This window comes from Burkholderia sp. AU39826, assembly GCF_020419965.1.
GTDB lineage: Bacteria > Pseudomonadota > Gammaproteobacteria > Burkholderiales > Burkholderiaceae > Burkholderia > Burkholderia semiarida.
Window position 1 is genome coordinate 327,833 of the sequence record NZ_JAIZQG010000002.1, and the last position, 24,125, is coordinate 351,957.

General features: G+C 67.1%; 26 protein-coding genes. 7 read left to right on the forward strand and 19 right to left on the reverse strand.

The window, feature by feature from the left end:
• Positions 1 to 199: 199 nt before the first annotated feature.
• The 7 genes from LGM42_RS06300 to LGM42_RS06330 all read right to left on the reverse strand — a co-directional run bounded on the left by LGM42_RS06300 (position 200) and on the right by LGM42_RS06330 (position 6,230).
• Positions 200 to 775: a helix-turn-helix domain-containing protein gene (locus LGM42_RS06300; RefSeq protein WP_059645851.1), complete on the reverse strand. Its 576-nt coding sequence runs from the start codon at positions 773 to 775 to the stop codon at positions 200 to 202.
• Between the two features lie 251 nt (positions 776 to 1,026).
• Positions 1,027 to 2,217 (reverse strand): tetratricopeptide repeat protein, encoded by a 1,191-nt coding sequence (locus LGM42_RS06305; RefSeq protein WP_060318653.1) that lies wholly within the window; start codon positions 2,215 to 2,217, stop codon positions 1,027 to 1,029.
• Positions 2,218 to 2,233: 16 nt separating this feature from the next.
• On the reverse strand, positions 2,234 to 2,665 hold the full coding sequence (locus tag LGM42_RS06310) for an ExbD/TolR family protein (protein WP_060318832.1): 432 nt from the start codon (positions 2,663 to 2,665) through the stop codon (positions 2,234 to 2,236).
• A gap of 81 nt (positions 2,666 to 2,746) precedes the next feature.
• Positions 2,747 to 3,169, reverse strand: a complete 423-nt coding sequence (locus LGM42_RS06315) for an ExbD/TolR family protein (protein WP_059645854.1) — start codon at positions 3,167 to 3,169, stop codon at positions 2,747 to 2,749.
• 20 nt (positions 3,170 to 3,189) lie between these two features.
• Complete coding sequence (locus LGM42_RS06320) at positions 3,190 to 4,095, reverse strand: MotA/TolQ/ExbB proton channel family protein (protein WP_226231819.1); 906 nt, start codon at positions 4,093 to 4,095, stop codon at positions 3,190 to 3,192.
• A gap of 86 nt (positions 4,096 to 4,181) precedes the next feature.
• On the reverse strand, positions 4,182 to 4,883 hold the full coding sequence (locus tag LGM42_RS06325; protein WP_226231820.1) for an energy transducer TonB: 702 nt from the start codon (positions 4,881 to 4,883) through the stop codon (positions 4,182 to 4,184).
• 858 nt (positions 4,884 to 5,741) lie between these two features.
• On the reverse strand, positions 5,742 to 6,230 hold the full coding sequence (locus LGM42_RS06330; protein WP_060318656.1) for an aminoacyl-tRNA deacylase: 489 nt from the start codon (positions 6,228 to 6,230) through the stop codon (positions 5,742 to 5,744).
• A 448-nt stretch (positions 6,231 to 6,678) separates the two neighbouring features.
• Here LGM42_RS06330 and LGM42_RS06335 point away from each other — a divergent pair, with 448 nt between their 5' ends.
• Positions 6,679 to 6,972, forward strand: a complete 294-nt coding sequence (locus LGM42_RS06335; protein WP_059583421.1) for a YciI-like protein — start codon at positions 6,679 to 6,681, stop codon at positions 6,970 to 6,972.
• Positions 6,973 to 6,979: 7 nt separating this feature from the next.
• On the opposite strand, the gene corA is transcribed toward LGM42_RS06335, so the two are convergent.
• Positions 6,980 to 7,957 (reverse strand): magnesium/cobalt transporter CorA, encoded by a 978-nt coding sequence (gene corA, locus LGM42_RS06340; RefSeq protein ID WP_059583422.1) that lies wholly within the window; start codon positions 7,955 to 7,957, stop codon positions 6,980 to 6,982.
• A gap of 199 nt (positions 7,958 to 8,156) precedes the next feature.
• On the opposite strand from corA, the gene cydX reads away from it, so the two are divergent.
• Positions 8,157 to 8,303, forward strand: a complete 147-nt coding sequence (cydX, locus tag LGM42_RS06345) for a cytochrome bd-I oxidase subunit CydX (protein ID WP_063892434.1) — start codon at positions 8,157 to 8,159, stop codon at positions 8,301 to 8,303.
• A complete protein-coding gene (locus tag LGM42_RS06350) occupies positions 8,300 to 8,917 on the forward strand; it encodes an AAA family ATPase (protein ID WP_124863611.1) in 618 nt (205 codons plus the stop codon). Before cydX ends, LGM42_RS06350 begins: the two co-directional genes overlap by 4 nt.
• Before the next feature lie 132 nt (positions 8,918 to 9,049).
• Here LGM42_RS06350 and LGM42_RS06355 read toward each other — a convergent pair whose 3' ends face one another.
• Together LGM42_RS06355 and LGM42_RS06360 are read right to left on the reverse strand one after the other, a co-directional pair.
• Positions 9,050 to 10,150, reverse strand: coding sequence for a saccharopine dehydrogenase family protein (locus tag LGM42_RS06355; protein WP_059583425.1), 1,101 nt, complete (start codon positions 10,148 to 10,150; stop codon positions 9,050 to 9,052).
• A 468-nt stretch (positions 10,151 to 10,618) separates the two neighbouring features.
• Positions 10,619 to 11,083, reverse strand: a complete 465-nt coding sequence (locus tag LGM42_RS06360; RefSeq protein ID WP_006481526.1) for an Lrp/AsnC family transcriptional regulator — start codon at positions 11,081 to 11,083, stop codon at positions 10,619 to 10,621.
• Positions 11,084 to 11,332: 249 nt separating this feature from the next.
• Here LGM42_RS06360 and LGM42_RS06365 point away from each other — a divergent pair, with 249 nt between their 5' ends.
• Positions 11,333 to 11,878 (forward strand): Spy/CpxP family protein refolding chaperone, encoded by a 546-nt coding sequence (locus LGM42_RS06365; protein WP_059645862.1) that lies wholly within the window; start codon positions 11,333 to 11,335, stop codon positions 11,876 to 11,878.
• A 136-nt stretch (positions 11,879 to 12,014) separates the two neighbouring features.
• Positions 12,015 to 12,446: a PGDYG domain-containing protein gene (locus LGM42_RS06370; protein ID WP_059583428.1), complete on the forward strand. Its 432-nt coding sequence runs from the start codon at positions 12,015 to 12,017 to the stop codon at positions 12,444 to 12,446.
• A gap of 40 nt (positions 12,447 to 12,486) precedes the next feature.
• On the opposite strand, the gene LGM42_RS06375 is transcribed toward LGM42_RS06370, so the two are convergent.
• From LGM42_RS06375 to LGM42_RS06410, 8 genes are all read right to left on the reverse strand, one after another.
• Complete coding sequence (locus LGM42_RS06375; protein ID WP_226231821.1) at positions 12,487 to 12,849, reverse strand: DUF3022 domain-containing protein; 363 nt, start codon at positions 12,847 to 12,849, stop codon at positions 12,487 to 12,489.
• Between the two features lie 13 nt (positions 12,850 to 12,862).
• Positions 12,863 to 13,651 (reverse strand): YhfC family intramembrane metalloprotease, encoded by a 789-nt coding sequence (locus LGM42_RS06380; RefSeq protein ID WP_226231822.1) that lies wholly within the window; start codon positions 13,649 to 13,651, stop codon positions 12,863 to 12,865.
• 54 nt (positions 13,652 to 13,705) lie between these two features.
• A complete protein-coding gene (locus LGM42_RS06385) occupies positions 13,706 to 14,749 on the reverse strand; it encodes a LacI family DNA-binding transcriptional regulator (RefSeq protein WP_226231823.1) in 1,044 nt (347 codons plus the stop codon).
• 319 nt (positions 14,750 to 15,068) lie between these two features.
• Positions 15,069 to 16,034 (reverse strand): NAD(P)-dependent oxidoreductase, encoded by a 966-nt coding sequence (locus tag LGM42_RS06390; RefSeq protein WP_060318835.1) that lies wholly within the window; start codon positions 16,032 to 16,034, stop codon positions 15,069 to 15,071.
• Between the two features lie 4 nt (positions 16,035 to 16,038).
• Complete coding sequence (locus LGM42_RS06395) at positions 16,039 to 17,319, reverse strand: MFS transporter (protein ID WP_059583435.1); 1,281 nt, start codon at positions 17,317 to 17,319, stop codon at positions 16,039 to 16,041.
• Between the two features lie 115 nt (positions 17,320 to 17,434).
• Complete coding sequence (locus LGM42_RS06400) at positions 17,435 to 18,427, reverse strand: sugar kinase (protein ID WP_059645878.1); 993 nt, start codon at positions 18,425 to 18,427, stop codon at positions 17,435 to 17,437.
• Positions 18,428 to 18,455: 28 nt separating this feature from the next.
• On the reverse strand, positions 18,456 to 19,220 hold the full coding sequence (locus LGM42_RS06405) for a sugar phosphate isomerase/epimerase family protein (RefSeq protein ID WP_226231824.1): 765 nt from the start codon (positions 19,218 to 19,220) through the stop codon (positions 18,456 to 18,458).
• A 162-nt stretch (positions 19,221 to 19,382) separates the two neighbouring features.
• Positions 19,383 to 20,276, reverse strand: a complete 894-nt coding sequence (locus LGM42_RS06410; RefSeq protein WP_059583441.1) for a LysR family transcriptional regulator — start codon at positions 20,274 to 20,276, stop codon at positions 19,383 to 19,385.
• Between the two features lie 112 nt (positions 20,277 to 20,388).
• On the opposite strand from LGM42_RS06410, the gene LGM42_RS06415 reads away from it, so the two are divergent.
• Both LGM42_RS06415 and LGM42_RS06420 read left to right on the forward strand, forming a co-directional pair.
• Positions 20,389 to 21,465: a YeiH family protein gene (locus LGM42_RS06415; RefSeq protein ID WP_226231825.1), complete on the forward strand. Its 1,077-nt coding sequence runs from the start codon at positions 20,389 to 20,391 to the stop codon at positions 21,463 to 21,465.
• Positions 21,466 to 21,568: 103 nt separating this feature from the next.
• Positions 21,569 to 23,302 carry a ClcB-like voltage-gated chloride channel protein gene (locus LGM42_RS06420; RefSeq protein WP_226232039.1) on the forward strand — a complete coding sequence of 578 codons (1,734 nt, stop codon included), beginning with the start codon at positions 21,569 to 21,571 and terminating at the stop codon, positions 23,300 to 23,302.
• A 27-nt stretch (positions 23,303 to 23,329) separates the two neighbouring features.
• On the opposite strand, the gene LGM42_RS06425 is transcribed toward LGM42_RS06420, so the two are convergent.
• A complete protein-coding gene (locus LGM42_RS06425; RefSeq protein ID WP_059583446.1) occupies positions 23,330 to 23,950 on the reverse strand; it encodes a TetR/AcrR family transcriptional regulator in 621 nt (206 codons plus the stop codon).
• Positions 23,951 to 24,125 lie beyond the last annotated feature (175 nt).

Here is a 24,125-nt window from a genome sequence, read left to right on the forward strand (position 1 = left end):
TCCTTGCGCGTCCTGGGCGCCCGTGTAACGGAACCCGCAATAGCCACCCTTCCGACCGCTACGACTCGAACGGATCGGCCTTGGGCACCCGTTCCGCCCAGCATCACCGTTTCTTTATATTTACTTCGTCATACTTACTAGATGTCATGAGCGCACTTCCTGCTGCTTACCGTTCGACATGCGGCGCCTGCCGCCTCCGCTAGAACAGTCTCGGCGTGCCGACCCAGACGATCACCGCTTCTTCGTCGGCCGTGTTGCGCCATGCATGCGGCATCGTCGATTCGTAGTGCGCGGTATCGCCCGCGTTGAGCGTGAACGTGCAATCCTCGAGCGTCAGCGCGACCTGCCCGCGCATCACGTAGACGAATTCCTCGCCCGCATGCGTCGTTATCTCGGACGGCGACTGCCCCGCCGGCATCCTGACGAGAATCGCGTCAAGCTTGCGGCCATCCACCAGGTTCGTCAGTCTGGCAAACAGGCTGGCCGAGTTCGCGAACTGGAAGTACTGCAGCGCGTTCCCGCGGCACACCGAACGCGCTTCCGTCGGCGTGTCGATGAAGTACTGCATCGTGACGCCCAGCGCGTGCGCGATCCGGACCAGCGACGTGATCGACGGCGTCGCGCGCCCACGCTCGACCTGAGACAGGAACGGCTTCGAAATACCCGCGATCCCGGCCGTCTCGTCAAGCGTGAGCTTCAGGCGCTGGCGCAGCGCCCGGATCTTGCTGCCCAGCGATACGGCGACCAGAACCGACTCATCAGGGGGCACAGTCATGGAAGTGCGGAGCCTCGCAGTCGAAACCGGTTTGATGTCGGCCAGCCTTGGCCGATGCGATGACGCGGCCGACGCGGCGCGGCACCGTCGCCGCGCGCCCGCGAGTGTTTCGCCTATTTCATTCGCGTTACTAATTAATAACATTTCCCCTGTCTCTCTTCATGTCAGAACGTCAAGGACTTGTACTTCCATCGCGCCACGCTGCTCGTCGATTGCGTGCGCGTCGCATGCCGTCGCGGCTTTGCGTTGCGCTACCGGGACGCCACCGCCGTCCATAGCTTCGCCAGATCCGCCGACCCGTCGTTACCCTTCACCGTGCGCAGCACCTGGACCGCATGCGCCTTCTGGCCGGCTACGTAGTACGCCTCGCCGAGCCGCAGCCGCGCGGCATCGGGATGCTCGAGTCCGCCTTTCGCGATCACCTGCTCCATCATCGACAGCCCCTGCGCCGCATGGCCCGCGAACACCAGATTCATGCCGGCATCGATCGGCGCCACCGGGTTGGCGGCGTCCGCACCCGACTGCGCACGCTTGGCAGCCAGCGCCTGCAGCCGTTTCTCGCGCTCCGCCTGTGCATCCTTGCCCAGCACGCCGGACGCGAATCCCTGGTCGATCACCTGCCTGCCCTCGGCCGGCGTTCCCGCCACCAGCGCGAGCTGCGTCATCTCCATGTAGGCGTCGGCCGTCGTCAGCGAGCCCGTCGCCCTGCGCAACCGGTAGATGTCGAGGTCGAGCGACGACAGGTAACCGGGGCTGCCGCGAATGGCCGAGATCATGTCCTCCCAGTACGCGGGGCTCGGATGAAAAGCCACCAGCATGCCGAGCGCGTTGCGATAGGCAACGGCGTCCTTGCTCTTTTGCGCACAGGTCGCCAGCATCTGCAGCTGGCCCTCGTCCGGCGCGTGGCCGGCCTTCGCCTGTGCCTCCGTGCTCGCCTTCAACTGGCTCACGACCTGGCCGCAATCGTTCGACAGGTAATACGACTGCGTGAGCAGCGTGCGCATGTCCGGATCCGTGCCGCCCGCCTTCAGGTAGCGCTGCGCGACGCGGATCGCCTGCGGATAGTTCTTCTGCTGGAAGTAGATTCCCGCGAGCGCCGCCGTCGTCCGCTGCTCGTCCGCGCCCGACAGGCGCCCCGAGTTCAGCACGGTTTCGTAGGCCTGCGCGGCCACGCCGGTATCGCCGGCCGCCATCGCCGCCGCGCCGCGCGTCGCTTCCACCATGTAGGTTTCGTACGGCGTGCGGTTGGGCACGGCGGCCGCCTGCGCGATCTTGCCGAGCGCATCGCGATACCTGTGCGCGCGATACAGGTCCTGCGCCGCGGCCAGCGGCTTCGCCACGTCGGGCCGCAACGCGTCGGCCGCCCACGCCGGCCGGCCGAGCACGCAGGCCGCACCGAGCGCAGTCAGCGCCATCATCCGTTTCCATCGTCGCTGGTTCATCGGTCGGCCTGTCCCGTCATTGCATGAACTGCTCGTTTCCGATCAGGCCGATCTTCGTCGCGCCCACGCGCTGCGCGGACGCCAGTACGGCCGCCACGTCCTTGTACGGCGCCAGCTTGTTCGCTCGCAGATGGATCTCCGCCTGCACGGGCTCGTGCGCGACCGCCGTCAGCTTCGCCTCGAGTGCCGCGCGGTCCGGCACCGGCGCGCCGTTCCACGTCGTCGCACCGTCGAAGTCGATGTCGATCTGCACCACTTCCGGCGGTGCGGCGGGCGGCGGCGGGTTGCCCACCGGCAGGTCCATCTTCACCGAATGCATCTGGATCGGGATCGTGATGATCAGCATGATCAGCAGCACCAGCATCACGTCGATCAGCGGCGTGGTGTTGATGTCGACCATCACGTCCGGCTCGCCGCCGCTCCCGCCCGAAGGCACGTTCATTCCCATCGTCTGCTCCTGTCGATGCCTGATCTGATCCCATGCGTCGTCGTCAATCGGAATCGGCGCGTATGCCGTTCCCATGCAAGGCTAACCACCCCGCGCCGGCGGTTCCGTAATGAACGACACCTTCGCGATACCCGCTCGCTCGCACATCGTGACGACCCGGCCGATGAACTCGTAGCGCGTGTTCTGGTCGCCCCGTACGTGCACGCTCGGCTGCGGCTGCTGCTGCGACACACCCTTCAGCTTCGCGAGCAACGCCGACGCATCCACCCGTTGTTCGCCCCAGAAGAAATCGCCGTCGCGATTCACCGCGATCTCGACGCTCTTCGGCGTGGTCTGCAGCGGCTGCACGACCTCCTTCGGCAACTGCAGCTGGATCGTGTGCGTGACGACCGGAATCGTGATCAGGAAGATGATCAGCAACACCAGCATCACGTCGACGAGCGGCGTCGTGTTGATGTTCGCGATCACCTCGTCGCTTTCGTCCTGCCCGACGTTCATGCCCATCGCGCGCCTCCGTCAGCCGGTCAGTTCACGAGCGACGCGGCGGGCGACGGCGCGCGCACCGCGCGCTTGCTCCCGGCCAGCAGCACGGTATGCAGCTGGGCGCCGAAGTTGCGGACGCGTTCCATCACCGACTTGTTGCGCCGGACGAGGAAGTTGTAGCCAAGTACGGCAGGCACCGCGACCGCCAGGCCGATCGCCGTCATGATCAGCGCCTCGCCCACCGGGCCCGCGACCTTGTCGATCGATGCCTGGCCCGCGATCCCGATCGCCGTCAGCGCGTGATAGATCCCCCAGACCGTGCCGAACAGCCCGACGAACGGCGCGGTCGAACCGACCGTCGCCAGGAACGCGAGCCCGTCCTGCAGGCGGTTCGACACGTTCGTGATCGAGCGCTCGACGGACACGTCGATCCATGTGTTGCGGTCCACGGCTTCGAGCAGCGCCTCGTCGTGATGCTCGCCCGCCTCGATCGCCGTTTCGGCGATGAAGCGGAACGGCGACGCCTCGTCGAGCAGCTTTGCGCCCTCGGCCAGCGACGGCGCGCTCCAGAGCTGTGCGTCCGCGATTTTCGCGCGGCGGTTTGCCCGCAATTGCTCGACGAACTTCGTGATCATGATGTACCAGCTGCCCATCGACATGATCACGAGCAGGATCAGTACGAAGCGCGCGACGAAGTCGCCGTTCTTCCAGAGCGCGCCGAGTCCGTACGGATTCTCGACCGCTTCGGTCGTGGCCGGCGCCGGCGGCGGGGCCGGCTCGGCCGCGGAAGGCGCCTGCGTGGGCGCCGCGGCCTGTGTCGGCGCGTCGGATGCCGCGGTGGATCCGCTCGCCTGCGCATAAGCGGGCTGCGGTGCAACGAGCCCGTCGATTGCAGCGACGGACATCAACAGGCTTGCCGCCAGCGCGGCTAGAGAACGCTTCGTCATACCCCACTCCAATTCTTTCGTTGAACTTACGATTAAGGTTCGAGCCGGTTTTCACCGGTCCGGCTCCCGCCGGACCGCCCACTGCATCAATTCAGGTTGAACGAGAACGGCACCTGCACCCGTACTGCCTGGCCTTGCGCCACGCATTTGAACCGCTTCACGGTGTTGTACGCCGCACGATCGAGCACGGGGTCGGCCGACTGGGCCACGCGTTCGTTCGTGATGTTCCCTTCCGCATCCACGACGAACTCGATCGTCACGTCACCCGTGATGTTGTTTTCCTGCGCTTCCTTCGGGTACTGCATCGACGCGCGAATCGTGTCCGAGTTCGGGCAGACGACACCTACTTCGTGACTGACCGGTTTGGCCGCCGGCGCGGGCGGTGCGATGACCTGCGCCTGCACGGCCGGCGCGGATGGCACCGGTGCCGACTGGTGCGTGATCGTCGCCTGCGGCGGCGCCTGCACCGGTACTTCCGGCGGCGGCACGAACGGCGGCGGCGGGGGTGCGAACTTCGGCGGCGGAAGCTTGACGACCGGCATCGGCGGGGGCGGCGGCGGCTTCACCGGCTCGATGATGCGGGTTTCGATCGGATGCTGGATCACCTGCACGACTTTCGTCGCGAGGCCGTTGAGCAATGCGTAGATCAGCACTGCATGCAACAGGAGGACGACTGCGATGCCGCCGAAACGGCGCACCGGATTCTGCTGCTTCTTGCCGAATTCCCGCGGACGGCCCAGCGTGGCCAGTCCGCTGTTCGAAGCAACCAGATGCTCTTCGACTTTCATGCCCACTATCCATCCCCCAAGCGAATCGCCCAGTTTCGCGATGATGGCCGGCGCCGGAACCGGGTCGGTTCCGCCTCCGCCTCAACGTGAAATTTCATTTTCGATGCAATTAGTAATCCGAATCGAAAGCATCGATCTCGGATCCGAATTCATTCAATTTCAAGGAATCGTTTCAACCACCACGGGGTAGCCGCCCTATCCGGCGTCCGCCCTGCACCAGCGCGTTCAGGCAATTGTCAGCTTCGTCGGCGCAGCCACATTCTCGTATGGCGATTGAATCTTCGTTACACGCCGATGTCAGCCAGGCCGTTCGTCTTGGGTGCAGAAGATAGCAAGGAAAAAATTGGGGCGTCAAACTTTATTTGATACCCAAATACAAAGTTTGGAGGCCTTACTCGAATAACAAGTTAGTAAGCTTCAACAAACATTTTCCATTAATTCGGTAATTATTTTGTAGGCTATCGCACTAATTCAGTGCTTCTCATAAATAATCACCGATTTAGTGCGGCGCACTGAATTGGCGCGTCTGGAGTGCGCGCCGCCGGATGCGTCTGGTTGTCTCATGCAAGGATGGAAGCCGATTGACCGTTGTCACGCGGAGCCAGGTCCCGTTGACGCGATATTCCGCGGAGTCGCCCACCGCTTATTTGCAAAGGATTCCAAACGAAAATAAGCAAACCTTCCTACCGGCCCGGTTTAAAGTATCTTCTGCACAACGAACCGATTTTCCGAAACCGGGTACCGCTGCGCCAGCGTGAATTCGTTGCCCGCCCCTCTGCGCGCACGGGCATCTCCACTTCACCGAGCCCGGTGGGAAAAATGCCCGCGCATGCGTCATCGATGCACGGCCGGCATCGCTCAGGACAGCATCATCCCCTGCATACGATGCGAGAAATGCGCGCGCTCGGCCGTCTCCATCAGCGCCAGGAATTCGTCCTGCATCATGTGGATCAGCGCTTCGTGGTCGCCGGCCTCGAAATAGACTTCCGGCTGCTGCGCGAGGCGTTCCTCGAGGAACGTCTTCATCCCGTACGCCATGCATACGGGCGGCAGCGCGCCCATGTCGCAATCCTTGAACAGGTCGCGCAATTCGACCTCCCGGGCGAGCACGAGATGGCGTCCCGTCTTCACCCAGAGATCCGACAGACGCACGGCGTGCGTCGTCGGCAACACGGCGGCGACGTAGCCCTCGGCGTCCTCGAGGAGCACCGTTTTCGCGAGACGATCGCCGGGAATGTGCGCGGCGGCGGCCGTCTCCATGCTCGTATGGCTATAGGGGTGGTACACGACTTCGTACCGCGATGACTTCTGGCGCAGGCAATCCTGCAGGGTGGCTGAGACCGGCATGGCACACCTCGTCTGGGCGAATCGGGCGAACGGCGTTCGCTCCGGATTCGTTCAGCATAGGTCGCATTCCGGCCCAATGGAAACACCCCTCGCACGCCCCCGCCCCGGGCCGGCGCCTATCGTTTTCATCCGCTCCCCTGCGTTCGCCGGGATGCGAAATCCGGACCCGGCATAGGCCGCGGCGGCCCCTCGTTTCCTGTAGACGAATTCCACGCGGATCGGCCGTGGACGCGAAGCGCCCGGCAATTTGCCGATGTTTGGAAGCTCGACCGTTAGTTGCGTTTTTGAGGAAACCAGCGGGATATCGGCCGGGATGCGCGGGTCATGAAGCGCGCCCGGCCAATGCCCGCCATCGCGCCGGCAAACCACGCCGCCAAGGGCTTTCCCGCTGCCCTATACTGACCTGGCCGCCCACTATCCGAGGCGGAAACCGATTCCTGGAGCGATCATGCATTACCAGTTGATCTATGAACTCGTCGACGACTACCTGTCGCGCCGCGAACCGCTTCGTGCGGAGCATCTCGCGCTCGCGCAGGCGGCGACCGAGCGCGGCGAACTCGTGCTCGCCGGTGCGCTGGCCGACCCGGCCGACCAAGCCGTGCTCGTGTTCGAAGGCGATTCGCCGGAAGCGGCCGAATCGTTCGCGCGCGCCGATCCGTACGTGCAGAACGGCCTCGTGAAATCGTGGCGCGTGCGGCCGTGGCGCGTCGTGGTCGGCAAGCACGCGCCGCGGCCGGCGTGACGCCGCCCTACAGCCACCCTGCCCGCTTGAAACGCCACCACAGCGCGAGGTCGGCGGCGGCCATCACCGCGATGCAGCCGTAGAACCCGTATTTCAGGTGCAGTTCAGGCATGTTCGCGAAGTTCATCCCGTAGATGCCGGCGATCATCGTCGGTATCGCGAACAGCGCGGCGAACGAGCCGAGCCGCTTGGTCACCTCGTTCTCCGCGAGCGAGATCATTCCGAGGTTGACCTGGATCGCCGTGACGACCATCTCGCGCCGCCCTTCGATCGTTTTCACGATCCGCTGCAAATGGTCGTACACATCGCGGAAGTAGGCCGCCATCCCGCTGCAGACTTGCGGAACACGCCCGCCGGTGAGCTTCGCGAGCGGCTCCATCAGCGGCGCCGTGTGCTGGTACAGCAGCACGAGCCGGCGTTTCAGCGAATAGAGATCCTCGATGATCGCGCGCGACGACGCCGGCGTGGCCTTCGCGAAAATGCGGTCCTCGAGTTCCTCGAGTTCGGTGCCGAGCGTTTCGAGGATCGGGAAATACCGGTCGACGACCTGGTCCATCAGCGCGTAGAACACGAACGCCGACCCCTCCCGCAGCAGATGCGGCTCCCGCTCGCAACGCTTGCGCACGTCGCGGAAATCGTGCTCGGTATGGTTGCGGATCGACAGCACGTAATTCGGGCCGACGAACACGTTCAATTCGCCGACCTTGAATTCGCCGTCCTCGTCGAGTTCGACCGTATGCAGCACCGCGAACAGCGAATCGCCGTATTCCTCGATCTTCGGCCGCTGATGGCCCTTGCGCGCATCCTCGAGCGCCAGCTCGTGCAACCCGAATTCCTCGCCCATCAGGTCGATTTCCTCGGGCGTCGGATCCTTCAGCGCGACCCAGACGAAGCATTCGGGCTTCGACACGTAATCGCTGATGGCATCGATGTCGATATCGGCCAGCTTGCGGCCGTCCTGGTAAGCAGCACAGTTGATCAGCATGTTGTTCACGATATTGCGGTTTGCGCATCAGTTTACCGGTTTGCTGCACGGACGGGCCGGCTTGCACGGCACGCCGATATTGGTCATGATCGGGCTGCGTGCATCGCAGCACGCGCTCCGTGCGCTCCGACCGGCTCGTCAGGCCTGCATTGCGCACTGCACAACGGCCGCGCGGCCCAATCGTCAAGGAGACAGACCTATGTGGTATTTCTCGTGGATACTCGGCATCGGCGTGGCGCTCGGCTTCGGCATCATCAACGCGATGTGGCTGGAAGCGGAAGTGTTCTCGCGCGGCGACAAGCGCGGCGACACGTCGGGCCAGCGGTCGGGGAGCCGGCATTCGTGACGCACCTGGCGTTCTTCTGCGGTCACGCCGGCACCGGCAAGACCACGCTTGCGAAGCGGCTCATCGGGCCGCTGATGCGCGCGACCGGCCAGGCGTTCTGCCTGCTCGACAAGGACACGCTGTACGGCCGCTACAGCGCGGCCGCGATGGGGGCGCTCACGGACGATCCGAACGACCGCGACAGCCCGCTCTACCTGAAGCACCTTCGCGATGCCGAATACCAGGGCCTGCTCGACACGGCCCGCGAAAATCTCGCGCTCGGCATCGGCGCGCTCGTCGTCGGCCCGCTGTCGCGCGAAGTGCGCGACCGGCGCATCCTCGATCGCGCGTGGCTCGGCATCGCGCCGGACGTCACGCTGACGGTCGTGTGGGTCCATACGTCGGAAGACGTCGCGCACCAGCGGATCGTCGCGCGTGCGAACCCGAACGATGCGTACAAGCTCGCGCACTGGGACGAATACCGGCAGCGCCGCTTCGTGCCCACCGGCCGCGAATGCGACGGCATCGTGATGTTCGACAACACCGCGCCGTCCGACGCGGACATCGACGCGCTGCTGTACCGCATCGTGCCGCCGCCGCAGCCGGCGACGATGGTCCCGCCGCTGCCGGCCTGATCCCGCGCCCCCCGGCCCTTCCGCTTCTCCCCCAAAAAACAACGCCGGAAGCGCTGCTGCGCTCCCGGCGTCGTACGGCCCTCGTGCCAGTGGCTGGCGAATCGTCTGGTAACTACCGTCTGGCAACCGCGGTCAGGCAACCGCGTGCATGCGCTCCATCGTGCCGCCGTCGTACAGCTTGCCGAAACGATTCGACAGGAACGCCTTCAGCGACACCTTCTCCTGCGGGATGAAACCGCTCTGCGGCAGCTTCTTTTCGCGGAACAGATCCAGCACCGCGCACATCGCGCCGGCCGTCGTGATCTGGATCGCGCTCATGTGCATCCCGCACACGTCCTTCGCGAAGATCTTGCGCGTGAACACGTCCTGAACCAGTTGGCCGTCCTTCACGCCCGTCACCGTGACGAACACGAGCACGACGTCCTGCTTCGTCGACGGCACCGCGCGGCGCATGATCGACTTCAGCGTGTCGCGGTCGGTCGACAGGCGCAGGTCCTCGAGCAGGAACTGCACGAGTTCGCGGTGGCCCGGGTAGCGCACCGACTTGTAGTCGAGCGTCTCGACCTTGCCCGACAGCGTCTCGCACAGCGTGCCGAGGCCGCCCGACGTGTTGAACGCTTCGTATTCGGTGCCGTCGAGCGAGAAGTGTTCGAGGCCCTCGAGCGGCTGCACCCACTGCTTGCGGCCGTCGCGGATCGCTTCGCACGGCTGGCAGTATTCGTTGATCAGGCCGTCGACGCTCCACGTCAGGTTGTACTTCAGCGCGTTGGTCGGATATTCGGGCAGCGCGCCGACGCGCATCTTCACGTCGCGCACTTCGCTGAAGCCGTTCACGAGTTCGTGCGCGGCGATGCCGATGAAGCCCGGCGCAAGGCCGCATTGCGGCATGAACGCGCGGTCGGAGCCGTCGGCCAGTTCGCGGATCGCATGGGTGGCGCGCACGTCTTCGGTCAGGTCGAAGTAATGAACGCCGGCCGCCTTCGCCGCCGCGGCCACGTTGACCGCGAGGTAGTAAGGCAGCGCGTTGACGAGCGCATCGAAGCCCTTCACCGCTTCGCGAATCGCGTTCGCGTCGGCCGAATCGACCCGTTGCGTCGCGATGCCTTCGCGCGACAGCTTCGCGAGCGCATCCGCGTCGCGGTCGAACGCGACGACTTCGTAGTCGCCGGTTTCGCGCAGCATGTGAGCAATGGTGTGGCCGATCAGACCTGCGCCGACGATGGCGATTTTCATGCGCTTATCTCCTGATGATGGGTTTGGTGTTGTGAACGGCGTTAAGCCAATGAACACAGTGTAGGGACGTGCAAAATCAGTTCCAAGACAAAGAATGATGCGAAACGACCGAGAATTTCGACGTTATGACGATCGATTTGGTCGAAACGACCGATTCGCATAAAAATCGCGCATAGCCGCTGTCGCACGCCGGCCGTTGGCGGCTGCGCATCGCGAGGATGAAGACGACGCACGCCGTCGCACCGGACGCACGAACCGCACATGCGTCAGGTACGACACGCCGCTCGAAGCGGAATACGAAACGAGATTCGGGAAAGACGCGCGAAGTGCGCAGAAGGACAACGGCGGGCGCCCGTGCCGATCACGAAGGACAGCGAAGGCCGATACGAGTGCGTGCGGGCAGGTACCTCGACTTCAATCCGGGCAGCCGTGACGCAGCGACGCCCGCGCGGCGCCGCATCCAACGGGTCAGCCGCCGATCGTTCCGCGATCGATCTTGCGCGACAGGATGATCGACGTCGTCGTGCGCTCGACGCCTTCGAGCGTGCCGATCTGGTCGAGCAGGTCGTTGAGCCGCTCCGGCGAATCGGCGCGCAGCCACGCGACGTAGTCGTACTCGCCGCTCACCGCGCACAGCAGTTGCACTTCCGGCATCCGGTCGAGCTTGCGCAATACGTCCTTGCCGAACTTCGGCGTGAGGATGATGCCGACGTACGCATAGATACTCGCGTCGAGCACGTCCTGCCCGAGTCGCACGCTGTACCCGGCGATCACGTTGGTGCGTTCGAGCCGCGCGATGCGCGCGACGACCGTCGTGCGCGCCACGTCGAGCTGGCGCGCGAGATCGGCGACGCTGGCGCGCGCATCGGCTTGCAGCAGCGCGACGAGTTGCCGGTCGAGATCGTCGAGTTGGTCGAGACGGGGTGGACGCATGACGCTGAGCCGGCGCGCGATGTGCCGGCGGAGTGGAAAGTGACGCGATGATAGCGCCGAACGCCGGCGCGCCCAACCGGCATCGCCCGGATTCGCACCTTCGATTTCGATTCGTATCGGATGTAAGCAAGTGTCGCATTCACTGCCGCGCGGCAGGCAACGTGCTACTAATAACGGGCGACGCGAGAGGCGCGCTGGCGGCGATGGCCGCCGCGCCCGCTCGCCAGACACCACCCCGGAGAGCCAACCATGAAGAAAATCTCGCTCACCCTCGCTACGCTCGCCGTTGCAGCCAGCGCGTTCGCGCAAACCCCGGCACAGCCGCAAGCGCCGGCAACGACGGCCGCGGCGTCGGCGTCGGCGCCGAGCGCCGAGCAGCGCGCGGCGCGCCACGAAGCGCGCATCGAGCAGCGCATCAAGTACCTGCACGACCAGTTGAAGATCACGTCGGCGCAGGAGCCGCAATGGAAGACGTTCGCCGACACGATGCGCGACAACGGCGCAACGATGGGCCGCCTCTACAGTGAACGGATGGCCAAACACGACGTGTCCGCGATCGACGACATGAAGCAGTACGCGGAACTGTCGCAGGCGAACGCCGACGGCGCGAAGAAGCTCGCCGACGCATTCGCGCCGCTCTACGAGAGCTTCCCGGCCGAGCAGAAGGCGCTGGCCGACACGACGTTCCGCAGTTGGCTGCACCACGGCGGCGAGCACCGCGGCAAGGGCAAGACGAAGGGCAAGGAAGGCAACGCAGCCGCCGCGCCGGCCGCGAGCGCGCCCGCGCAGCCCTGACGCCTTCCCCGCCGGCGCCGTGCCGGCCCACCCGGGCCGAACGGCGCCGTGCGTCGACCGGCGACCGGCGCGTCACACGGCGCGCCGAATTCGGGATAAGCTCCCGGCTTTTCCCGCTTTCCCGCCCCTCCCCGCCATGCTCGAACTCAAGCAACTCGATCTGCGTACCGATCCGCAGGCCCGTCGCGTCGTCAAGGACGAAACCGTCGCCGTGTCCTTCGCGGACGCCGACGGCGAACTGATGAGCCTCGAAGGCCCGAACCGTTATGTGACGGGCGACGCATTGATCACCGGCTCGACCGGCGACCGCTGGGTCGTGTCGCGCGCACGTTTCGACGCCAAATACCTGCCCGCCGATCCGGCGCTCGCGCACGGCACGCCGGGCGCCTACCGCAACCGGCCGGCCGTCGTGCTCGCGCGCCGGATGGACGAGCCGTTCACGATCGCCCGCTCGGAAAACGGCGACACGCTGCGCGGCGTCGCCGGCGACTGGGTGATGCAATACGCGCCGGGCGACTACGGCGTCGTGCAGGCGCAGCGCTTCGCTCAGGTCTACCGCGACGCGTGACGCGTCTCGCACCGCGCCGGCGCAAGGCCGGCGCCGCCGTTCACGCAAAGTCTTCGTCGAGTTCGAGTTCCGCGTCGCGCTCGACGGCCTCGCCGGCCGCGTGCCGCTCTTCGAGCGAGCCGAGCATCGCTTCCGTATACGCATGCAGCACCGCATGGCTGCGCGCGCGCTGCATCGGCTTGAGCGCCAGGTAGCGCGCGAGCGCGGCCGGCACGATCCGGATGTCCAGCGTCATCCGCTTCGGCGTCGCGCCGAAGCGCATCGCGAGCCACTGCACGGACAGGAATCGCCCGCGTTCGTCGCTGTTTTCGACAAAGCGCGTCTGCTCCGGAAAGAGTTCGCAGATCACGCGCGCAAGCGCATCGAATTCCGTGCTCGGGCATTCGATCAGATAGTCGTCCATTGCGTCTCTCCCGTCAGGCCGTCGCACGCGACGGCCGGCACGTCTTCGCCAGCACGGCCACCAGGATCGCGGCCAGCACGAAATACGCGGCCTCGACCCACGCGGCCGGCAGCACGCGCACCTGGTACAGCAGCGTGGGCGTCGCCGCGAGCGCATGCAGCACCATCGCGAGCGGCAACACGGCGATGCGGCCGGCACGCACGCTGCGCCACATCAGCACCGACAGCGCCAGTTGCACCGCGAACGCCGCGCAGCGTTCGAGCAGCAACAGCAGGATCGACTGGGCCGACAGTGTCGCGAGCATCATGTGCAGCCGCACCACGGTGTCGACCGGCAGGTCCGACAACTGCGTCTCGAGCTGGCCGCGGCTCGCGAGCCACGCGAGATACGACCACTGACCCCACACGAGCACGCCGACGAACCACGCCTCGGCGCCGCCGTGACCGATCCCGTAGCCGATTCCGCGGCCGTCGCCGGCCGATGCGCCATAGCGGCGGTTCAGCACGCGCATGCCGAGATAGCGGCCGATTTCCTCGAATACGGCGGTCGCGAGCGCGCTGTACGCGACGAACGCGAGCGGCTGCGTCAGCCAGCCGTCCTCGGGCGTGCGGCTCAGCACGAGCCCGTGGAACGCGCGCTCGACGATCATGGCAAACAGCGTGAAGACGGCGACGCCGACGATCGTGTCGCGGCGGTTGAGCGCAAGCGGCTTGCGCAGGAAGCGGTAGAGGACGAGCGGCAGCAGCGCGATGATCAGCGTGGCGGCGATCAGCGCCGCCAGCGTGACGGGAGCGACAGTCATGGAGTTCCTTGTTCGGGGCAGCGCACCTGGCGCGCTGCGTGCCCCGAATGATACTCAGCTTGCGGTCGACGCGCGCGCGATCAGCTCGCCGGGCAGCATCGCGACGCGCACGTCGCCCGCCGCGCCGTCGATCCGCTCGTGCACGAATTCGACGGCCTTGTAGCCGATTTCGTAGGTCGGCTGACGGATCGTCGTGATGCCGATCAGCTCGGCCCATTCCGGATCGTCGATCGACAGCAGCGCGGCCTGCTGCTGCCACGCGGCGCCGAAGCGCGCGCGCAGGTGGCGCGCGATCGTCAGCGCGACCGGCGCATTCGCGGCGAACAGCGCCGCGCGCACGCCGCGCCGCGCCGCATCGTCGATGCGCGCATCGACGTCGGCAAGCGCCGCCGCGGCCGCGTCCGGCTCGTTCAGGTCGAGCACGACCGTCGACGGCACCGCCAGCCCGCGCGCCGCCAGCGCCGCGCGGAACGCGGCCTCGCGCACGCGCCGCGAGCTCACGTGCTCGAACGGCTGCACGACGAAATGGATCGCGTCGAAGCCCTGTGCGACCAGATGCGCGAGCGCCGTCTCGATCGCATCGGTATTGTCGAGGCCGATCAGGTCGGCCTCGAAGCCCTCGACCGTCCGATCGACGAGCACGGCCGGAATGCCCGCGCCGCGCAGCGGGCGCAGCACGTCTTCCTCGGCGCCGAGCGCGTTGACGATCAGCCCTTCGACGCGGTAGGTCGTGAGCAGTTGCAGGAAGCGGCGCTCCATCTCGACTTCGTTCGCCGCGTGACAGATGAGCGGCATGTAGCCGAGCGCATGGCACGCGGCCTCGACGCCCTGCAGCACTTCGACGGTGTAGGGATTGGTCAGGTCGGCCGCGAGCATGCCGAGCAGCCGGTTGCGGCCGCGCTTGAGCCCGCGCGCCATCTGGTTCGGCCGGTAGTTGAGCCGCGCGATCGCCGCCTCGATCCGCTGGCGCAGATCGACCGACAGCACATGCGTCTCGCCGTTCAGGTAGCGCGAAACGCTGGTCTTGCCCGTGCCGGCCTCGCGCGCGACGTCGCTGATCGTCGCCGGACGCGTCGTGGAAGGTTGCGAATCGGTCACTGTCGTGCCTCGCGACGTACGATCCGCGCCGCTTCGTGAGCAGACGGACCATTGTTGTTGGAAACGTAAGCCAACCGGCGGCCTCCCCTGTCCTGGCGCGTCGGCGCCTGCGCCGGCCCGGTGCTTCACGCTCGAGCAGCGCCCGCCAATGGCGTTACAGCAGTCGGCCGCACCGGACCTGGCGCGGAAGCCCGTCGCGCGACGCCGCCGGCCGCGTGGCCGGCCGTCGATGCGACGAGCGCGGGCGATCATAACGCAGCCAGCCCTCGGGCACCAAGACCATCGACTCTAACCGCGCAGGGCGGTTATCGCAGGCGGCTCAGGCGTGCGCCAGCGCATCCGGGTTGACGAGATTCGCGCGCAGCGTGCCGGCCAGCGCGCCGACCAGGTTTTCCGCCGCGCAGCGCGCCATCGCATGGCGCGTCTCGTGCGTCGCCGAGCCGATATGCGGCAGCGCGACCACGTTCTTCATCCGCAGCAGCGGCGAATCGGCCGGCAGCGGCTCCTTCTCGAACACGTCGAGCCCCGCGCCGCGGATCGTCCCCGCACGCAGCGCGTCGATCAGCGCGGCCTCGTCGACCACCGGCCCGCGCGACGCGTTGATCAGGATCGCGCCGCGCTTCATCTTCGCGAACTCGGGCGCGCCGATCAGATGGCGCGTGTCGGGCGACAGCGGCACTTGCAGACACACGAAATCCGACTGCGCGAGCAACTCGTCGAGCGTCACGCGCCGGGCGCCGTACTGCGTCTCGGCCTCGGCATGCGCGGACCGGTTCGCGTACAGCACCTGCATCCGGAAGCCGAGCGCCGCGCGGCGCGCGACCGCGCCGCCGATGCGCCCGAGCCCGACGATGCCGAGCGTCTTGCCCTGCACGTCGGTGCCGTACAGGTCGGGGCCGATGCTGCGATGCCAATGGCCGGCTTTCACCCACTCGGCGAGCTCGACCACGCGCCGTGCGGAGGCCAGGATCAGTGAAAACACCGTATCGGCCGTCGACTCGGTCAGCACGTCGGGCGTATGCGCGAGCACGATGCCGCGCCGCGTCAGATCGGCGACGTCGAAGTTGTCGTAGCCGACCGAGATCGTCGACCACGCCTTCAGCCGCGGCGCACGGTCGAGCATCTGCGGCGTGATCTTCAGGCTCGCGCCGATCGCGCCGTCGGCGTCGCCGAGCGCGGCGGCAAGCGCGTCGGCGCCGTCGGCGTGCACGACGTCCGCATGCTCGCGCAGGTACGCGAGAACGTCATCGGGCAGCGGCTTGTACGCGACGATACGGGGCTTCATCGTTTCATTTTCCTTGCAGCGGCGCGGCGAGCGGATGCGCATCGCGCGCCTGGGGTTTGACGGACAGCGTGAGGATCACCGCGGCGACGAGCGCGGCGCTCATGAACGCGTACGACGCGACGGGCGACCCGGTCGCGCCGTTCAGGTAGCCGACGAAGTACGAGCCGACGAACGAGCCGAGCGCGCCCATGCTGTTGATCAGCGCCATCGCGCCGCCCGCGACGTTCTTCGGCAGCAGTTCCGGCACGATCGCGAAGAACGGGCCGTACGGCGCATACATCGCGGCACCCGCGACGACCAGCAGCGCATACGAGATCCAGAAATGCGACGAGCCGAGCGCGTACGACGCGGCGAACGCGGCCGCGCCGACCAGCAGGAACGGCCACACGAAGCCGCGACGCGAGCCGACCTTGTCGGACGCCCACGACGCGGCGAGCATCGCGATCGTCGCCGCGAGGTACGGCAGCGCGGACAGCCAGCCGGTCGCGACCATCCCGAGATCGGAACCGTTCTTCACGATCGACGGCAGCCACAGCACGAAGCCGTACACGCCGATGCTCCAGCAGAAATACTGCGCGCACAGCTTGATCACGGCCGGCGAGCGGAACGCCTCGCCATAGTTGCGCACCGGCTTGATCGCCGCCTGCTCGGCCGCGAGCGCGGCGTCGAGGTCGCGCTTTTCCTGTGCGTTGAGCCACGGCGAATCGGCCGGCTTGTCCTGCACGAGGCACCACCAGCACACGGCCCAGATGACGGCCGGGATGCCTTCGGCGATGAACATGTGGCGCCAGCCGAATTCATGCACGAGATAACCCGACACGATCGACATCCACAGCACCGTGACCGGGTTGCCGAGGATCAGGAACGTGTTCGCGCGCGAGCGCTCGTTCTTCGTGAACCAGTTGCTGATGTAGATCAGCATCGCCGGCATCACGGCCGCCTCGACGACGCCGAGCACGAAGCGGATCGCCATCAGCGACGGGATGTTGCTGACCACGCCGGTCAGGGCCGCGCAGCCGCCCCACAGCACGAGGCTCGCGAACACGAGCTTCTTCACGCTGCGGCGTTCCGCATAGATCGCACCGGGGATCTGGAAAAAGAAGTAGCCGAGGAAGAACAGCGCACCGATCAGCGACGACAGGCCCTTGCTGATCCCGAGATCCTGGTTGATGCCGGCCGCCGCCGCGAACCCGTAGTTCGCGCGATCGAGGTAGGCGAGGCTGTATGTGATGAAGACGATCGGCATGATCGTCCACCACCGACGGGCTGCGAGATTGGCTGCCATGTGAGTGTCTCCGTATATGGACCGGAGTGGACGCGCTGGCGCCTGCCCGGCCTCGAACAAAACTGCTGTGCGTCGCGCACGAAATGGATCCGCGGATTGTGCCGTGTCCGGCCTCTCATTGCGCGGTGATGGTTTCCTCTAAGCGATCGGCGTCATTGCTGACATTTTCGAGCCGGTCGAGCGCGTCGCGGGTCGGCAACCCTTCCGAGTCGCCGATCACCTGGATCGCGAGCGCACCGATCCGGTTGCCGCGCGCGACCGCCTGCTCGACGCTGCGGCCTTCGAGCAACGCGCTGACCACGCCGACCGCGAAGCCGTCGCCGGCGCCCACCGTATCGACGACCTTTTCAACGCGCTCGCCGGCAACGATGCCTTCGCGGCCGTCGGCCGTGCGGAAATACGCGCCCTGCTCGCCGAGCTTGATCACGACGCCGCGCGCGCCCTGCGCGAGATAGAAGCCCGCGATGTCGGCCGGCGTGTCGTGCCCGGTGAGCTGCCGCCCTTCGGCAAGGCCCGGCAGCACCCAGTCGGCGAGCGTCGCGAGCGCATTCAGCGTCTTCGCCATCACGTCGGCGGACGGCCACAGCGTCGGGCGCAGGTTCGGATCGAACGAGATCGTCTTGCCGGCCGCCCGCATCTCGCGTGCGAGCCGGAATGCCAGTTCGCACGACGTCGCCGAGATCGCCGGCGCGACGCCCGTCAGGTGCAGATGGCGCGCGCCGAGCACGTAGTCGGCCACGTAGTCGTCGCACGACAGGTGGCTCGCGGCCGAACCCTTGCGGAAATATTCGACGGTCGGGTCGCTGCCGTCGTCGTTGCGCGACTTCAGCTGGAAACCGGTCGGGTAACGCGGGTCGACGGTCACGCACGACGCGTCGATGCCCTCGCGCGCCAGCGTGTCGAGCACGTAGCGGCCGAACGAATCGCTACCGACCCGGCTCATCCAGCCGACCCGGAAGCCGAGCCGCGACAGGCCGATCGCGACATTCAGATCGGCGCCGGCGATCCGCTTCGCGAATTGCCCGGCGTGCGCGAGGTGGCCGGGCTCCGTCGCGACGAACATTGCCATCGCTTCGCCGTAGGTCACGACATCGAGTGCTGCTTTCATGACTGAACTCCTCAGGATCCTGCTGCCGTCACGCGGTCGCGAGCCACGCGACACGCCGGCAGGCATCGCCGGCCAGGTCGGCCGCGTCGAACGGGAACTCGATGCCGCGCGGCGCATGCCGCGGCAGTGTCGCGAGCACGCCGGTCACGAGCGGGTCGTTCGGCGCCGGCGCGACGGCGAAACGACGCGCGCCCTCGCCTTCGGTGGCCTTGCAATGAATGTATTCCACATGCGGCGCGAGCACCTGCGCGCAGTCGAGCGGCGCTTCGCCGCGCCACTGCCAGTTGCCGATGTCGAACGTCATGCCGAGCGCATCGGGCACGCCGGCATCGGCCAGCGCATCGAACAGCGCGCGGAACTGCGCGAACGCGCCGCCGACCTCGAGCTGACCGTTTTCCACCACCACGCGAGCCCGCGCGCCGCCCGACAGCGCGACGATCTCGGCCGCGTGCGCGTCGCCCGCGAAGCCGCCGAGCTGCAATTTCACGAAGCGCGCGCCGAGCGCATCGGCTTGCGCGAGCGCGTCGCGCAAAGCGTCGGCATCGAGCGCGCCCGTTTCCGTATACAGCGAGTCCGGTGTCGAATAGACCGACCACAATCCGTGGCCGGCGATTCGCGCGCCGAGCGCGGCCAGCGCGCCGGGCGCCGTGTCGTCGTCCGACGCGAACAGTTCGCGCCGCACCTCGAACCCGGTCGCACCGGATGCCGCCACGGTCGCGATGAATGCACTGTGGCCCTCCTGGCGCACCCGGTCCATCCCGAGTGCGCTCGCCACGATCACGATGTCTGCCATGTTGCCCTTTTTCAACCGGAATGGAACCGGTTCCATTTGCTTGAGACGGATGGTGCGCTTCGCTTCAGACCCACGCCATAGAGGAAATCCCTAAGGCCCGCTGGTCACACGAATACGCGCCCGAACGCATGCAACACCTGTTCCCGGCGCAGCGTCGAGCGTCTATGCGAGGCCCTGCGCGAGGCTCATTTCGAGGAATTGCGCGGCGATTCGCGACGGCGCGCCGCCGTGCGGCACGAGAATGGAGAAATGCCGCGTGAGCGGCGCGGGCGCCAGCGAGCGCGGCACGAGCGCCGCATCCTCGTGACGCAGCGACATCGCGGACACGAACCCGACGCCCATTCCCGCGCGCACGGCTTCCTTCACGGCCTCGACCCCGGCGATCTCGAACGCGACGCGCATCGGCGCGCCGCCGTGCGCGAACGCGCGCTCGACGAGCTGCCGCACCGCGGAGCCCGCCTCGCGCAGCACGAGCGGATGCGCGGCGAGTGCATCGAGCGTCACGCCCGCGTCGTGGCCAGGCGCCGCGAGCGGATGGCCGGCCGGCACGATCGCGACGATCTCGTCCTCGTGCCACGCGTGCACGGCCGTACCCGGCGGCAGCGCCTCGCCGGGCGGCCCTTCGATCAGCGCGATGTCGAGCGACGGCAGCGCCGCGACCACGTCGGCCGTATTGCCGCTCATCGTCTGGATCGACACGCGCGGCGCGCGCGGCTGGAACGCCGCGATCAGGTACGGCAGCAGGTAGCTCGCGGGCGTCGTGCTCGCGCCGATGCGCAGCGTGCCGGCTTCCAGCCCGCGCACCGCGTCGCGAAACGCACGCGCCTGCGCGAACGTGTCGCGCTGGGCCTTCGCGTACTGCGCGAGCTGTTCGCCGACCGGCGTCAGGCGGATGCCGCGGCCGTCGCGCTGGTACAGCGGCTCGCCGAACTCGTCCTGCAGCAGCCGCAACTGGCCCGACACGGCTGGCTGCGACAGATGCAGCGCCACGGCGGCGCGGCTGATGTTCAGATGCTCGGCGACGGCGGCGAACGTTATCAGTTGATCCGGGGTCATGGCGATGAATTATCGGCTTTCCGGATAGTTTACGTCACAAATCACAATTTTTCATATCGATATAACGAAATTAGGATTACACCATCGCCACACGCTCCATCACGGTGCTCCCATGTCCACTGCTCCGACTCCCCCTCTCAGCCATGCCGCGCCGTCGATGCGCGGCCAGTTGAACGGCGTGCTGTTCGTCGCGCTGTTCGCCGCCGCCGTCACGAGCCTGTCCGAGCTCCCCGCGATCGCGGGGCTCGGCCTGTCGCCGCTGATCGTCGGCATCGTCGCCGGCGCGCTGTACGGCAACGCGTTGCGCGACGGCATGCCGGCCAGCTGGGCGGCCGGCGTCAATTTCTCCGCGCGCAAGCTGCTGCGCATCGCGGTCGCGTTCTTCGGCCTGCGCGTGAGCCTGCAGGAAATCGCGCAGGTCGGGCTGCCGGGCCTCACGGTATCGGTGCTGGTCGTCGTCAGCACGCTCGTGATCGGCACCTGGGTCGGCATGAAGCTGATGAAGCTCGACCGCGACGCCGCGCTGCTGACCGCCGCCGGCAGCGCGATCTGCGGCGCGGCCGCCGTGCTCGCGTTCGAGTCGACGCTGCAGTCGAAGCCGCACCAGAGCGCGATGGCCGTGGGCAGCGTCGTGCTGTTCGGGACGCTGTCGATGTTCCTGTATCCGCTCGCCTATCACGCCGGTCTGCTGAACCTCGATCCGGCGGGCCTCGGCCTGTTCTTCGGCGGCACGATCCACGAAGTCGCGCAGGTGGTCGGCGCGGCGAGCGACATCAGCCCGGAGGTCGTGCGCGTCGCGACGATCGTCAAGATGACGCGCGTGATGCTGCTCGTGCCGGTGCTGCTCGCGCTCGGCTGGTGGCTCGCCCGGTCCGCGCGCTCGGCGCACGACGCGGCCGGCGGCACGCAAGGCAGGCGCAAGGTGGCGGTGCCCTGGTTCGCGCTCGGCTTCCTCGGCTTCGTGATCGTCAATTCGCTGAACGTGCTGCCGGCGGACGTCACGCACACGCTGAACGTGCTCGACACCTTCGCGCTGACGATGGCCATGACCGCACTCGGCATCGAGACGCGCGTCGCCCAGATCCGCGCGGCCGGCCCGCGAGCGCTGATGACCGGCCTGATCCTGTACGTGTGGCTGATCGTCGGCGGCTACGGCGTCACCTGGGCCGTGCAGCACTGGCTTGGCTGAGCCGCACGTCCGCGACGGTTCGCGCGCCGCGCCCGACGGGAGAGTCCCGCGGGCGCGGCGCGGTGCTATGCTTCGCGTCGTTTTCCATCGCCCCCTTTCAGCCGTGCTCTCGTTCCTGCTGAAGCTGCGCACACGCGCCCGAACGCTGCTCCGCCTGTCGGACGCCCATACGATGCTGATCTGGTCGGCCATCGTCGGCGTCGGCGGCGCCTTCGCGACGATCGCGTTCCGCGAAGGCATCGACCTGATGCAGCGCCTGATCTCGGGGCACAGCGGCAGCTTCGTGCAGATGGCCAGGAGCCTGCCGTGGTACGTGCGGTTCTGGATGCCGGCCGCGGGCGGCTTCCTCGCCGGCTGCGTGCTGCTCTTCGCGACGCGCGGCGACAAGGAGGCGGCCAAGACCGACTACATGGAATCGGTCGCGCTCGGCAACGGCGTCGTGCCCGTGCGCCAGAGCCTGTGGCGCAGCGTGTCGTCGCTGCTGACGATCGGCAGCGGCGGCTCGATCGGCCGCGAAGGCCCGATGGTGCAGCTTGCGGCGCTCGCCGCGTCGCTCGTCGGCCGCTTCGCGCACTTCGACCCGCCGCGCCTGCGCCTGCTGGTCGCGTGCGGGGCGGCGGCCGGCATCACGTCCGCGTACAACGCGCCGATCGCCGGCGCCTTTTTCGTGTCGGAGATCGTGCTCGGCACGATCGCGATGGAGAGCTTCGGGCCGATGGTCGTCGCATCGGTCGTCGCGAACATCGTGATGCGCGAATTCGCCGGCTACCGACCGCCGTACGAGATGCCGGTGTTTCCGGCCGTGACGGGCGCCGAGGTGCTGCCGTTCGTCGTGCTCGGCGCGCTGTGCGGCGTGCTCGCGCCGCAGTTCCTGCATCTGATCGACGCGTCGAAGACGCAGTTCAAGCGGCTGCCGGTGCCGCTGCCCGTGCGGCTCGCGCTCGGCGGCCTCGTCGTCGGCGTGATCTCGGTGTGGATTCCCGACGTGTGGGGCAACGGCTACAGCGTCGTGAACCACATCCTCCATTCACCGTGGACCTGGCAGGCGCTCGTCGCGGTACTCGTGTTCAAGGTGATCGCGACCGCCGCGACGGCCGGCTCGGGCGCGATCGGCGGCGTGTTCACGCCGACGCTGTTCGTCGGCGCCGTGTTCGGCTCGCTGTTCGGGCTCGCGATGGACGCGCTGTGGCCCGGCCATACGTCGGCCTATTTCGCGTACGCGATCGTGGGGATGGGCGCATTCATGGCGGGCGCCACGCAGGCGCCGCTGATGGCGATCCTGATGATCTTCGAGATGACGCTGAGCTATCAGGTCGTGCTGCCGCTGCTGGTGTCGTGCGTGTTCGCGTATTTCGTCGCGCGCGCGACGGGCACGACGTCGATGTACGACATCACGCAGCATCACTACCAGGACGCGCAGGAGCGGCAGCGGCTGCGCACCACGCAGATGCGCGCGCTGATCCAGCCCGCGCAGACGGTCGTGCCGCTCACCGCGAGCGTCGCCGACATGACACGCGTGTTTCTCGAATATCCGGTGAAGTACCTGTACGTGACCGACGACGCCGGGCGCTTTCGCGGCGCGGTCGCGCTGAAGGACATCACGTCGGACCTGCTCGACAAGCGCGACACGACCGACAAGACGGCCGCGCACTACGCGCATACGCCGTTTCCGCTGCTCACGCCCGACATGCCGCTCGCGACCGCGCTCGAACGCTTCATGGCGTTCCAGGGAGAGCGCCTGCCGGTGATCGAGAGCGAAGCCGAGCCGACGCTCGCGGGCGTCGTCTACAAGACGTCGCTGCTCGATGCGTACCGGCGGATGACCGGCGAGCGCTGACGCGCGCCGCCGCACCGCCCGCGCCGGTCAGTCCGGCGCGCGCCCCAGCACGACCCGCGCGAAGAACCCCGCGAGCGCCGCTTCGGCCACGTCGGCCGACACGTGCTGCGGATCGGCCGTGTAGTACGACTGCACGCCGTCGCACAGGCACATCAGCCCGAACGCGAGCGTGTCGGCCGGCAGCAGCAGCGGCGTGCCCGAACGCTCGGCGAAGCGCTCGATGAATTCGGCCATCTGCACGCGCTTGCCGTGCAGGAACTGGTTGAAGCGCACGCGGAACTTCGCGTCGCGCGCGGCCTGCAGCTTCGCCTCGCCCCACAGCAGCGAATATTCGTCGTCGCGAAACAGCGTCCGGTAATACGCGAGCGCCATCGATTCCATCTGCTCGCGCGTGCCGCCGCCTTCGAAAATCGCCTCGAAGTCGGCCCGCACCTCCTCGTGATCGCGCTCCAGCAACTCCAGCAGCAAGTCGGACTTGCTGCGGAAATTCGAATAGAACGCACCGCGCGTATAGCCGGCCGCCGCCGCGATGTCCTCGACGCTCGCGGCCACATAGCCCTTCTTCAGAAAAATGCGATGCGCGGCTTTCAGCAGACGTTCGCGCGTCTGGTCCCGGCTCTGCTCTCGAGTTAAGCGCTGTGGTTTCATGGCGCGCAGTCTAGCATCCTTTCCCTTTCAGATTCATCTTTGCATTCGGATACAGGTGTGTATTAGAATCCGCCACAGTTTCTGACAATGTTGTCCGTCTGTCCGCGCGCGCCGATGCCGGCGCCGTTTTGGGGCAAGCGCCCGCCGCGCTTGCCGGCTTCGTTCCGCTCCACCT

Coding starts and splice junctions, on each gene's coding strand:
- LGM42_RS06300 (WP_059645851.1), bottom strand. CDS start 775: ATGACTGTGCCCCCTGATGAGTCGGTTCTGGTCGCCGTATCGCTGGGC.
- LGM42_RS06305 (WP_060318653.1), bottom strand. CDS start 2,217: ATGAACCAGCGACGATGGAAACGGATGATGGCGCTGACTGCGCTCGGT.
- LGM42_RS06310 (WP_060318832.1), bottom strand. CDS start 2,665: ATGGGAATGAACGTGCCTTCGGGCGGGAGCGGCGGCGAGCCGGACGTG.
- LGM42_RS06315 (WP_059645854.1), bottom strand. CDS start 3,169: ATGGGCATGAACGTCGGGCAGGACGAAAGCGACGAGGTGATCGCGAAC.
- LGM42_RS06320 (WP_226231819.1), bottom strand. CDS start 4,095: ATGACGAAGCGTTCTCTAGCCGCGCTGGCGGCAAGCCTGTTGATGTCC.
- LGM42_RS06325 (WP_226231820.1), bottom strand. CDS start 4,883: ATGAAAGTCGAAGAGCATCTGGTTGCTTCGAACAGCGGACTGGCCACG.
- LGM42_RS06330 (WP_060318656.1), bottom strand. CDS start 6,230: ATGCCGGTCTCAGCCACCCTGCAGGATTGCCTGCGCCAGAAGTCATCG.
- LGM42_RS06335 (WP_059583421.1), top strand. CDS start 6,679: ATGCATTACCAGTTGATCTATGAACTCGTCGACGACTACCTGTCGCGC.
- corA (WP_059583422.1), bottom strand. CDS start 7,957: ATGCTGATCAACTGTGCTGCTTACCAGGACGGCCGCAAGCTGGCCGAT.
- cydX (WP_063892434.1), top strand. CDS start 8,157: ATGTGGTATTTCTCGTGGATACTCGGCATCGGCGTGGCGCTCGGCTTC.
- LGM42_RS06355 (WP_059583425.1), bottom strand. CDS start 10,150: ATGAAAATCGCCATCGTCGGCGCAGGTCTGATCGGCCACACCATTGCT.
- LGM42_RS06360 (WP_006481526.1), bottom strand. CDS start 11,083: ATGCGTCCACCCCGTCTCGACCAACTCGACGATCTCGACCGGCAACTC.
- LGM42_RS06365 (WP_059645862.1), top strand. CDS start 11,333: ATGAAGAAAATCTCGCTCACCCTCGCTACGCTCGCCGTTGCAGCCAGC.
- LGM42_RS06370 (WP_059583428.1), top strand. CDS start 12,015: ATGCTCGAACTCAAGCAACTCGATCTGCGTACCGATCCGCAGGCCCGT.
- LGM42_RS06375 (WP_226231821.1), bottom strand. CDS start 12,849: ATGGACGACTATCTGATCGAATGCCCGAGCACGGAATTCGATGCGCTT.
- LGM42_RS06380 (WP_226231822.1), bottom strand. CDS start 13,651: ATGACTGTCGCTCCCGTCACGCTGGCGGCGCTGATCGCCGCCACGCTG.
- LGM42_RS06390 (WP_060318835.1), bottom strand. CDS start 16,034: ATGAAGCCCCGTATCGTCGCGTACAAGCCGCTGCCCGATGACGTTCTC.
- LGM42_RS06395 (WP_059583435.1), bottom strand. CDS start 17,319: ATGGCAGCCAATCTCGCAGCCCGTCGGTGGTGGACGATCATGCCGATC.
- LGM42_RS06400 (WP_059645878.1), bottom strand. CDS start 18,427: ATGAAAGCAGCACTCGATGTCGTGACCTACGGCGAAGCGATGGCAATG.
- LGM42_RS06405 (WP_226231824.1), bottom strand. CDS start 19,220: ATGGCAGACATCGTGATCGTGGCGAGCGCACTCGGGATGGACCGGGTG.
- LGM42_RS06410 (WP_059583441.1), bottom strand. CDS start 20,276: ATGACCCCGGATCAACTGATAACGTTCGCCGCCGTCGCCGAGCATCTG.
- LGM42_RS06415 (WP_226231825.1), top strand. CDS start 20,389: ATGTCCACTGCTCCGACTCCCCCTCTCAGCCATGCCGCGCCGTCGATG.
- LGM42_RS06425 (WP_059583446.1), bottom strand. CDS start 23,950: ATGAAACCACAGCGCTTAACTCGAGAGCAGAGCCGGGACCAGACGCGC.